The organism is Arcticibacter sp., from assembly GCF_045629565.1.
Classification (GTDB): domain Bacteria; phylum Bacteroidota; class Bacteroidia; order Sphingobacteriales; family Sphingobacteriaceae; genus Arcticibacter.
This window is the reverse complement of the sequence record NZ_JAZQRL010000111.1, coordinates 207539-218355: the sequence shown is the minus strand read 5'-3', so window position 1 is coordinate 218355 and position 10817 is coordinate 207539. Positions and strand designations below refer to the sequence as shown.

At 46.8% G+C, this 10817-nt stretch carries 6 protein-coding genes; 1 reads left to right on the top strand and 5 read right to left on the bottom strand.

Annotated elements, in window-relative coordinates:
• Nucleotides 1-426 precede the first annotated feature (426 nt).
• Genes ACKI5J_RS15770 through ACKI5J_RS15760 form a run of 3 tightly spaced genes read right to left on the bottom strand, consistent with a single transcriptional unit; the run spans nucleotide 427 to nucleotide 5668 of the window.
• Nucleotides 427-2016 carry a sodium:solute symporter family transporter gene (locus ACKI5J_RS15770; RefSeq protein ID WP_407430447.1) on the bottom strand — a complete coding sequence of 530 codons (1590 nt, stop codon included), beginning with the start codon at nucleotides 2014-2016 and terminating at the stop codon, nucleotides 427-429.
• A gap of 31 nt (nucleotides 2017-2047) precedes the next feature.
• Nucleotides 2048-3136 carry a Gfo/Idh/MocA family protein gene (locus tag ACKI5J_RS15765; RefSeq protein WP_407430446.1) on the bottom strand — a complete coding sequence of 363 codons (1089 nt, stop codon included), beginning with the start codon at nucleotides 3134-3136 and terminating at the stop codon, nucleotides 2048-2050.
• An 18-nt stretch (nucleotides 3137-3154) separates the two neighbouring features.
• Nucleotides 3155-5668, bottom strand: a complete 2514-nt coding sequence (locus tag ACKI5J_RS15760; protein ID WP_407430445.1) for an L-rhamnose mutarotase — start codon at nucleotides 5666-5668, stop codon at nucleotides 3155-3157.
• 285 nt (nucleotides 5669-5953) lie between these two features.
• On the opposite strand from ACKI5J_RS15760, the gene ACKI5J_RS15755 reads away from it, so the two are divergent.
• Nucleotides 5954-7534, top strand: a complete 1581-nt coding sequence (locus tag ACKI5J_RS15755; RefSeq protein ID WP_407430444.1) for a S41 family peptidase — start codon at nucleotides 5954-5956, stop codon at nucleotides 7532-7534.
• A 20-nt stretch (nucleotides 7535-7554) separates the two neighbouring features.
• Here the strand turns inward: ACKI5J_RS15755 and ACKI5J_RS15750 are convergent, their stop codons facing one another.
• Complete coding sequence (locus ACKI5J_RS15750) at nucleotides 7555-9996, bottom strand: TonB-dependent receptor domain-containing protein (protein WP_407430443.1); 2442 nt, start codon at nucleotides 9994-9996, stop codon at nucleotides 7555-7557.
• An 82-nt stretch (nucleotides 9997-10078) separates the two neighbouring features.
• Nucleotides 10079-10762 (bottom strand): phosphatase PAP2-related protein, encoded by a 684-nt coding sequence (locus tag ACKI5J_RS15745; protein WP_407430442.1) that lies wholly within the window; start codon nucleotides 10760-10762, stop codon nucleotides 10079-10081.
• Nucleotides 10763-10817 lie beyond the last annotated feature (55 nt).

The window sequence follows — 10817 nt, the reverse complement described above, 5'->3', positions numbered from 1 at the left end:
CGATAAACGACGGGACCTGCCGTGCCCCGTACCCTGCCTTTGTTGTCTACTTTTGCCATAATGCTGTTTCTTTTTTCAGAACAAGGTAGAGCAGCGGAAAGGCTGGTGACGATTTTTTTGCGATTTTTTCCAAAATCTTCCTGAATTGAGCCGATTTTGCACTAAAGAGACAAGGGGATCAAATTAGAACACCCTCATATGAAGGTGTATACATCGTCGGTATGCAAGTGGAGACAACCAGGGGAAAGCCAGTGAAAAGTCCGACTTTTCATACACCAGGTCGGACTGATCCCGGGAGAATCTGCGCCTGTTATCGCCTGCATATAAACGTTGTCTTTATGAAGGTCAAGAGAAGTCCCCCTAATGATAAAAATTAAAGAGACTTCTCTTAGACTACCGCGGAAGATATGGTTCTAACGCCACTGACTAATGTCCGTTGAAAAACAAATAAAGCGATACCATGACGACGGCAAGTGCGGCCCATGCGATCCAGACCTTAAGGCTCGGTTTTTCCACCTTCACCCCGGAGGTAAGATCTTTTTCATATACATGCGGATTACTTTCAAACAAGGAGATTGCCACGGCAATAACGGATAAGCCTGCGAATGTATAGAAAGACACCATGAGATAATGCGGCCAAAACGTATACTGATCAGAAGGAAAGATCCAGAGATAGGCAATCCCAACACCCAGACTCAGTACTGACCCTATGGACAGCGTGAAATTTACTGCGGTACGGGTAGTGCGCTTCCAGAAAACTGTCAACAAAAATACTACAGACAGCGGAGGAGCGATAAAACCAAGAATGGACTGAAAAACATCAAAAAGGTTCAAACCCTTGATATTGTCAATAGCGAGCACTACAATCACGGCTAGTACGCATCCTGCAACAACAGATATCCTTCCCATGCGGACAATTTCCCGGTTGGTGGCTCCAGGATTAATCTTTTTCACATACACATCCATCGTAAAAACGGTGCTGAGTGAATTTAATGAAGAACCGATTGTACCCACCAAAACGGCTACAAGCACGACGATTACCAGTCCATTCATTCCCGGGGGAAAGAGGTTAGTTACCATCGTCATGTAAGCTTCATTAGGGTCGTTCAAGCCCGGATATAATACATAACATAGAATACCTGTGAGAATAAAAAGAGGGAGCGAAAGAATCTTAAGCCAGGCGATAAAGTTGACGCCTAATTGCCCTTGCTCAAGATTTTTAGCACCCAGAACCGACTGGACCATAGCCTGATCGGTACAGAAGAATGCGATCGCTGCAACCGGATATCCTAATAGAATAGCGTACCAGGGGTACTGTGGATCGCTTGCAGGCTGGATCAGGTTCCAGAAATGACGCGGCGTTTGCTCGTATAGCGCGGTGATTCCACCAACCTTCTGCAGCCCCAGCACGGTCAGCACCACCGATACCACAATCAGCAGGATCATCTGGAAAACGTTTACCCGGGCTATCGCCTTAAGCCCTCCGGCAAATGTAAACAGGCCTGCGAAAGCAACCAGAACAGTTACCGACTGCCACATCGGGATACCCAAAATCTGCCTCACCAGGAAGCCTCCGGCAAAAAGACCCAGCGACAACCAGGAAATCAAAATCTTGATCAGGGCGTACCAGGCCAGGATATTTTGGGTAGAGTCGCCATACCGCTTGCCCATAAATTCGGGCATGGTACTGACTTTTGCTGCCAGATATTTTGGCGCGAAGACAATAGCCAGCAGGAAAAGAAACACGAAAGCATACCAGTCGAAATTGACCGCTACTATACCGGTGCTGTAACCGATGCTGGCAAAAGCCAGCAGCATAGAGGGCCCTACGTTGGTACCCCACATATTGAAGCCTATGCTTGGCCAGCCAAGTGACTTATTTGCAAGGAACAGACTTTCGTCTGCTCCTTTTTTCTTCGAAAAACTGGCCCTGTAACCGATGACCATTAAGATTACCAGATAGGCAACAACAATGACATAGTCGAGAATCGTTAAACGATCTACGATATTTCCCATGAATAGATGTATAAGTGGTTAGTGCCCCGGTTTATCCTGCTGACGAAAGATCTTCTTTGGCTATTTGATATTCCTCCAGTATAGCGTCGATCCTGACAGGTAAGCCCGTTGATAAAGACCTGTCCATGGCCTGCAACAATGCTATGGTACCTATTCCTTCTTTCAGGTCAGGATAGGCCACAGTCCCCTCATGGATACTGTCGGCAAAATATTCCAGATAATTCTGATACTCCCCGGCATGGTGGCTCTTCCCTTCGAAACGGAAATAATGCTTCAGTTTATGCTCCCAGGTAATCATTTGCTCCTCACCTGTATTGGTGGTTACGGCATAGCGCAGGTCCATATAATCAGCCTGACTACAGCCCTCGGTGCCCCGCAATATGCAGCTCATCTCGCTATCGCGTGTTACCGGTTGCACCGGACCGGTGTAGGCGCCGCTAACCCGCGCTATTCTCCCGTCTGTAGCTTTAAAAATGAAGTGCATCGTATCCTGGTTCTTCAATCCTGCTTTCGCACCATTTGCGCTCAGCATACCGTAGCCCATGACTTCTTCAATGTTCGGAAGATACCAGCGGATAAAATCTGTAGGGTGGCTAAGCCCTCCGTAGAGCCATTTAAACGATTGTTTCAGCGACCAGCCTTTTTCCAGGAACCAGCGATGGTCAGCGTGGTAATAACCTTCAATGGTGATCAGGTCGCCTATAAGGCCGGCTTCAAAGTCTTTGCGCTGCCTTTTAACAGGTTCAAAAAAGCGGGAACTCTGGCCAACAAAGACTTTCTTCCCTGATTGCTTGCTGATTTGCAGCAGCTCATTTGCTTTGGAGAGATCGTCGATAAAAGGTTTAGTACAGACCACATGCTTCCCATGTTGTAAAGCGAGCTTGACATGCTCGGCATGCAGATGATCAGGCGTATAAATCGCGATGACGTCTATCTCCGGATCGTCCAGCATATCCTGATAGTTGGTCGTATACTGGTGAAAGTCAAATTCCTTTGCCCGCTGACGGCACATGTCTTCATTGGCGTCGCATATCGTTTTCAGCGTGTATTTGCTGCTGGCCAGCGCAGCGGAAATGGTACTGCGTCCTTCCCCAAGGCCTAAAATTCCTAACTTTAACATTACAGATGATATTGATTGTTAATTAACTTGTTTGAACAGCGACCAGGTTTCTCCCGGCTTCGCGCCAGTTAAACCTTCCTGATATTTCTTCATGATATTATTCCACTGGTCTACTTTCGGATTATTTTCCACCGTTTTGGGATTAAGCTCATCAAGCGTCTTTCCTTTCGGAATGCTGATGATCAGCATAAGCTGACGCTCATCCCTGAACATCACCAGGCTCTGAAAGTCCGCTTTACAAAACCCTTTAGAGACTTCCGGCCATTTGTCGAACTGGGTAGCGTGATAGTCGAGGTATTCTTTCTGTGCAGCAGGGCTTTCAACGAGATTTGCTGTCAGTATAATGTGCTCCTGATCTTTAACCTGATCTTCAGAGCAGTGCTCCTTCCTGTCGAACGTATAGAAATTATCTGCGTATAGCTTTACAGCGGCGCCCGGAAAGTTAGCCGCCAGATTAGCCTTCAGGCTGCGCGGATCTTTGAGTTTGGCGTAAATTACGGCGTGATTATTCCACTGATATACGGCCCCTTCAGGCAGCTTGAACTCCGCGGCAATCTTCTTAAGCAGATCCATGTCCGGCACGTCGCCATTTGATGATATAATCTCAATAAGAGAAGGCTTGTCATCCTCCGGAACGTACTTGTTAATAGAACGGTAGGAAACAGCCGGACTGCGATCCTTCAGCAGGTAGTGATATTGCGGCTGTATTCCGGCTTTGGCTTTGATGCTGTCAGCTACGGAAGAATTGTTATTTTGCCACGTGTTACCCGGGCCATTGGCATTCTGGAGAAACTTTTCGCCAGGCACCCAATTGTCGCGAACCGTAAAGAACGACGACCCTTCATCTGTGTACAGGTAGAACCAATGATGCGGGTCGTGAGCATAAGGCGCCTGGTAAATGCTGTCGATAACATTCTCGGCGATAACAGAACCAGGCTGGGCAGAAAGCGTATATACAGCTGCCACATCATAAAGATGCATACCGTAGTGGTGGATTTTATTCGCACGGATGGTATTGTTGCGCATGGCGTTGATGGTGCGTGTCCAGCCCCAACCCATACTGATTCCGGAATAGGAAACGTTGGATATTTCGTTGTTCAGGATGTTGATACCCCTGACATGTCCTGCGCCAATTCCTACGCAGCCCCAGTCCTCATTCGTCACATCCGTAATCAGATTATTCGCGATGGTTTCATTCGTGCTGATCTCCCGGGCATCTGCGGGATTATAGGGCAAGTGTGCCTCTATGGCTTCGTCAGAAAACGTTCCGACCAGGATACCCGTACCCCCTATGTCTTTGAAGAGATTCCCAATGATCTGGTTATTGCTGGTTCCCTTTTTATAATCGAGTCCCGTGGAAGCATGATGTTCAAAACGGCACGCTTCGAAGCCCGTGTGATGAGCGTAAGATACCTCCACGGCCGCCGCAGGGCGTCCAACCCATGCCTGATTCTCTAAGCCTTTTTTATCCGGTGTTCCGGGGATCTTCAGTTTATATGCATCAAGCATATACATTCCGGCCTGATGGGGCACATGACCATGTTTTGATGGTCTCAGCCAGGAAGCATGCTGAAAAGAGATTCTCTTGAAATATACATGTGAAACAGGGTTATCGATCGTCCCTTCCATCTTTACAAGCGTCTCCAGATGGGGCGCCACAACAGAGGCAGCGCGCATGTTCTCTGAAGGAAGCGGCCAATAGTAAACCTTACCCGCCTTTTTATCGAGGTACCACTCTCCAGGCTGATCAAGAAACTGTTTGGCATTAGTCAGGTAAAAAGCCGAATTCCCTGTTTCTTTCGAGATCCACGGAGCGGGCCAGGGGTGCTCGGACTGTACGCGACTTTCCGGCTCATAAAAGCTTAGACGGGCACTGTCGCCCATGACTTTCACATCCTTTATTCGGAGGTTGGCGATTGCCCACCATTGCAGGATCACCATTTCTGCGCCAACCAACTGGTCTGACTTCCACTTACGCGGAAAGGGGATCATACAGGTTTGTGAGACATGGTCCCATGACAGGATCCTGCCCATCTTGTTATCGTTGTAATCACGGGCCCGGGTAGCTTTCCTGTTGTTTACCCAAAGCTGTCTGAAATCAATCAGGTCAGTGCCTATCGCAGGAGCATCCGCTTCCCAGATATTACCCTTCTTTACCCAGCCTTTAATCGTCTTGCCGCCGCTCAATACAGGGCTGCCGGCTGATGCCGGGCGAATGACGGTGGGACTGGACGGAGTACCCGAATCTTCGGGGCGGATGCGTACCGGCTCATCGAGCATATAGGTACCTTCCTGAATAAGGATATGGATACCGTCTTTGGCGGCCGGGTCAGATAAGCGGCGCATCTCTCTTGCTTTGCGCAAGGCCATATCAAGTGACCGGAACGGACTCTTTGCCGTTCCTTCCGCCATGTTACTTCCTGTTACCGATACCCATATCTCAGCGGGATTTCCCGCAAAAAGAGTTGTACTGATTACGAACAAAATCAGTGTTAAAAACATTTTGGTAAGCTGCGTCGGTCTTCCTTTCATATACGTAACATTTTAGCGTACCTTCCCATATGTGTGCAGGCAACACTTTTATAATTGGACGGCAAAATACTACCTTTTATTTACTGGTGAAAACCTTATTTACGCAGATGCGTTTAGTTTTATAAATGTTACTCATCTTTACAACCTGTTAGCGAAGCTATTTAAGCAGGCAAACACCGGTTAATCATCTGGCATTCAGGTTTTTTTTAACAATACACAATATTTTGCAGCTTATTTCATTATTAATAGAATATTCGCACAACATCCACCACGTAAAAAACATAAATGACATCTCATAAAGTTGGGCAGGCATATCCGGCCCTGTTACTCCTGGTTCTTTTCACCCTGTTCTTATCTTGTAAAAAAGACGGGCAGGAACCAGACCCTCAACCCGCTTCAAGCCGTACTGAGTTAACTGCTGACTCGATTTTCCTTTACGCTAAAGAAGTATATCTCTGGAACGAATCACTGCCAGACTACGACACATTCAAGCCCAGGCAGTATGTGGAGGCTGATGAAGAAAGTGGCTTTGAGCGGGAGTTGTTTGCTATTTCGAGATACGCGATAAATTCTTTGACGGGAAAACCCTATGAATATTCTGCCGATGATGAGAACGGCACCAAGTACAGTTATATTTCCAATACGGAAGACGCGAACCCTGTTGCTGTTCTTGCATCCAGGAGAAGTGCGGTTGACCTGGAGGGAAATGGTTATGATCTTGGATTGGGCGTTGGCTTTTATGGGTCGGATAACAGCTTTAGGATTTATGTGCTGGAAGTGAGTCCCAACTCCCCTGCTGCAAAAGCAGGAATCAGCCGGGGGGACATTATTACCACTGTCAACGGCCAGAAGCTGGGTTCAGACTTCGACAGTGAATACTCCATCATAGAGAATACGTTCTTCTCCAGTACTGTTAGCCGGGCGGTGCTGACCGGCACAAAGAAAGATGGAACCCCGCTTAACGTAACGCTTGAAAGGAGCTCCTACAGGAGCTCCCCTGTAAATATGGATACGGTCTATACGGTTGGTGCAAAAAAGATCGGATATTTTGTTTTTTCAGAGTTCTCGACCAGGACGAATTCGGAGGCAGTGCTGAATGATGTCTTCAGCAATTTTGCGTCAGCAGGAGTTACGGACCTGATTGTAGACCTTCGTTACAATGGAGGAGGATACGTTTCAACTGCAGAACATCTTACTAATCTGATTGCTCCGTCGTCTGTAGGTACAGGAACGATGTTTACAGAGCGCTTCAATACGTTATTACAGTCCGGAAAGGCTACCATTTTGAAGAACCTTCCTCTTCTAAACGACAATGGCGATATTCAGTATTCCAACGGAAAGATGTTGACGTATGCGGATGCAGATTATTCTCTAAGTGGCAACACTTACAAATTTGCTAAAAAGGGTCCCTTGAGGGACCTTCGTAATGTTGTCTTTATCACCACCGAGAGCACAGCCTCAGCCAGCGAGCTGGTCATAAACAATCTGAAGCCTCATATGAACGTGAAGACAGTAGGTGAAACCAGTTATGGTAAACCGGTAGGCTTCTTTCCCCTGAGAATCGACAAATATGAGGTGTATATGAGTATGTTTGAGTCGCAAAATTCTGAAGGAAAAGGAGCATATTATGCAGGTATTGATCCGGATGCACCGGCGTTTGATGATCCCCGCTATGCGTTCGGCGATTTAAGGGAAGAATGTCTGGCAACAGCCTATTCATATCTCACTCAGGGCTCGTTTCCGACAACGTCTAATACAATAGCAGCAAGCTCCGCATCCAGGGGTGCGAAGCTGCGTGCACTTCAGAGCTCCAGGAAGACCCTTTCAAGAAGCTTTAAAGGCATGATTGAAGATCGGGTCAGGTAACGTGCTCCTGAGCCCCTTCTCTAGTTTTTAACTCTGCCGGCCTCTGAGTCAAGGCCCGTGGATCTTTTACGGCTTTCTTTCAACTCGTTATTGCCGAATTTATATGACAGTGTCAGACGAACTGCCCTGCTGTCGTATCGTTGGTTCACTTTATAGTCAAGCCCTGGATAAGCACTGCTTATCCTACCCCGCCGGGTCTTGAATATATCACTGACGGCCAGCTTCAGATTCACTTTTTTAGCCATCAACGACTTACTCATCCCGAAGTCAACGGCATATTGCGGCTGTACCAGAAAAGTACCATAAATCAGCTTGGATTGGTAGTTGCCACTGACTTCAAATGATGTAGAGCTATTCAGTGTGAAATTTTCACTGTGGAAGATCTGAAACGCTGTTTGCTTATTATCAAGAACCTGACCGTTCAGATCCGGAGATGTGAAATGATTGTTAAAGACGGTAAGATTGGTATTGCTGTTCCACCATTTGGTAAAGGTAACCGGTGCACTTATATTAAGTGCATAGGATAATTGCTCGGCAAGGTTAGCATTTGTCTGATATAAGGCGCTTTTTTCCGGATCAGGCAGCAGAACCTGCGTCATCACATCGGTAGTTTTGGTATAGCTTAATGAGGCATTGTATTTTTTAAAGAGCGTATAAGACAATTCAAACGTATTGGTGTATTCGGGGTTCAGGAAAGGATTACCCTGATTGTAGGTGTAACGATCGAGGAAGTACTCAAAGGGATTCAGATCGCTATAGGCAGGGCGGGTAATTCGCCGGCTGTAGGTAAGGCCCAGGGAGTTGTTCTCATTTATGGTATGATTGACCGCCGCACTGGGGAAGAAATCGAGATAGTCTCTCTCCACCACCTGGCTGGTTGTAATCAGGTTGCCCTTTGACTTAGTGTGTTCAGTACGAACGCCTACCTGGATATTGGTATTTTTAAACTCTTTTCTAAGGTTTACGTATCCTGCTCTGACGCTCTCATTGTAAACAAAATGGTTACTTCTTAAGGGATCATTTTCCCAAGCCTGGTTCTCCAGCCTGTTAGCCTGATAGTCGTTGTCAGTTTTCACCCAGCTTAGCTTAAATCCTGCTTCCAGCTTGAAAGACTTAGCGAGCGGATGAGTATAATCAGCTTTCATGGCGTATATATCAATTTCAGAAGGGGTGAGATTCCTCAATACCTCGCTTACACTTGGGCTGCCGGACGAATAGGCGTATACATTGTCGTACAACATCCTGCTTTTGCTGTTGTTATTTGCATGATCCAGGTCGATGGTCAGTTCCCTCCCGGCGGTGTCCAGCACCGATTTGAAGTTGAGGTTATAGCTCAGATTGTTATAGTTGGATTTGGAGTCATTCTGAGACAAAAGTGATGAATCAAGGCTTCCCTGCATAGAGCGAATGAGGGTACCGTTGCGGTGTGCCTCACTCCACTGATTGATATAACCAGTCATCAGTGCGCCTACTGTGTTATTTTTGTTTAGAAACACGTCTGCCCCGACTTTGAAGTTGTTATTATACCAGAAACGCTCTGAGTTAGCCGTTTGATTAAAGATGGCACTCGACGCCTGGCCCGCATTGACGCGGTCAATCGTCATATTATGCTCACCCTTATTGTTATTATAGTTGTAATTTCCGAAAATATTCAGCTTCTCATTGCGGTTGTTCAGCGTGATACCGGTGTTTGATTTACGTTTGCTGGAATACCCGGCGCCTAGCGTGAAGGTTCCATTGGTACCGTAGCTTTTGTTCTTTTTCAGCTTGATATTGATGATTCCGGATTTTCCTTCAGCCTCGTAGCGGGCAGAGGGGTTGTTGATGATCTCGATCGATTCAATTTCATTGCTTTGCATGTTGCGAAGCATGTTAGCCAGATCAGCGCTGCTGAGATAGGTGGGTTTACCATCTATCATGATCAATACGCCCTGGCGGCCCTTAAGGGCGACATTATCGTCTTTATCAAGACTGACCCCCGGCGCCCGCTGCAAAACTTCGAGAGCGGTTGAGCCGGCTGAAACACTGCTATTCTCGACATTGAGGATAAGCTTATCGCCTTTACGTTCAATAGCAGGCTTCTGGACAGTTACGTTGACTTCCTGCAATTGTTTAGTATCAGGAGATAGCGTTACCGGCTTAATGTGCTGTACAGGTTGCTTTTCGTCGATCTTCAGCTTTTCACTCAGATATTTGCTATGTCCTATCTGATTGACGGCTACCTGATATTCAGAACCGGGAATATTTTTAAAGCTAAACTTGCCTTTTTCGTCGGTCATGACCGTTTTTACCGATACCGAGTCGGCTATACGTATAAGCGAGACGGTGGCATAATCAACGGGTTTTTGATTTCCGTCTTTCACTAATCCATTGATTTCACTTCCCGGAATGGAAGTCTGCGCCGCCAGCGTTCCGGAAAGGGCTAATAACAACGCGGAGAGGAGGGATTTGAGAGGTTTCATAGGGTCTTCTTTGTTCTAAACTTTAGTCAAAACTATCCCATGAAATACCTCCGGCAAAGAACCAATAGGTGTACAAAAGAAACTATTCGGTAAAGGGCTGATTTTTGTCGGTAAAAGGCGCTATCCTGGCTAGCCTGACAGCGAGCAGGTAACACAAGTAGGTCAGCGGGGGAGCAAACACAACGTCAACCGTATAGTGAACATGCTGCACCATGACGAGCAAACCCATGAGGATTGTGGAAACCAGGGCAAGTGCTTTGTCGGATCTTTTTGTAAGAAAAAGAAAGAAAAGAAACTGAGTTGCCGTGTGCCCGGAGTAGAACAGGTCTTTCGTCACATAGGTCTCACCGTAAAACATATCCGTTATTGGATCCCAGATGTCGATCAGACCTGCTGGAGGATTAAGCGGAACAAGCGAAATGGATATAAACCGCGAGACGTTGAGGACTATAATTCCATAAAGCAAGGCTAAAAAAACACGCGGCACCCTGATCACTTTTGACAGCGTAAACAGTGCCATTCCCCAGGTAATCATAAAAATTGGGATCGAAACATCCACGGAGGGAATGATCTGGAGCAGCATATCTTCATATACCTGTCCTTCCCTCTTTTCGATGTACTGATAAAATAAGGGGAAAATCGGTGTCAGGCAAAGCAGTATGCCTATCGCTACGAGCAGTCGCTGCCTGAACAGCGGGCTTTGCCAGGCCAGTGCCCATTGCCCTGATAACGACAGGTTCTCTTCTTTGACATTGTTACGGATCATTATCGTGATAAGGTTCTCGTTGTGAAAGGGGGCAAATTTACAATAATGAACCGGG

Bases quoted from the DNA above. Each gene is read 5' to 3' on its own strand.
- ACKI5J_RS15770 (WP_407430447.1), bottom strand. From the start codon at position 2,016: ATGGGAAATATCGTAGATCGTTTAACGATTCTCGACTATGTCATTGTT.
- ACKI5J_RS15765 (WP_407430446.1), bottom strand. From the start codon at position 3,136: ATGTTAAAGTTAGGAATTTTAGGCCTTGGGGAAGGACGCAGTACCATT.
- ACKI5J_RS15760 (WP_407430445.1), bottom strand. From the start codon at position 5,668: ATGAAAGGAAGACCGACGCAGCTTACCAAAATGTTTTTAACACTGATT.
- ACKI5J_RS15755 (WP_407430444.1), top strand. From the start codon at position 5,954: ATGACATCTCATAAAGTTGGGCAGGCATATCCGGCCCTGTTACTCCTG.
- ACKI5J_RS15750 (WP_407430443.1), bottom strand. From the start codon at position 9,996: ATGAAACCTCTCAAATCCCTCCTCTCCGCGTTGTTATTAGCCCTTTCC.
- ACKI5J_RS15745 (WP_407430442.1), bottom strand. From the start codon at position 10,762: ATGATCCGTAACAATGTCAAAGAAGAGAACCTGTCGTTATCAGGGCAA.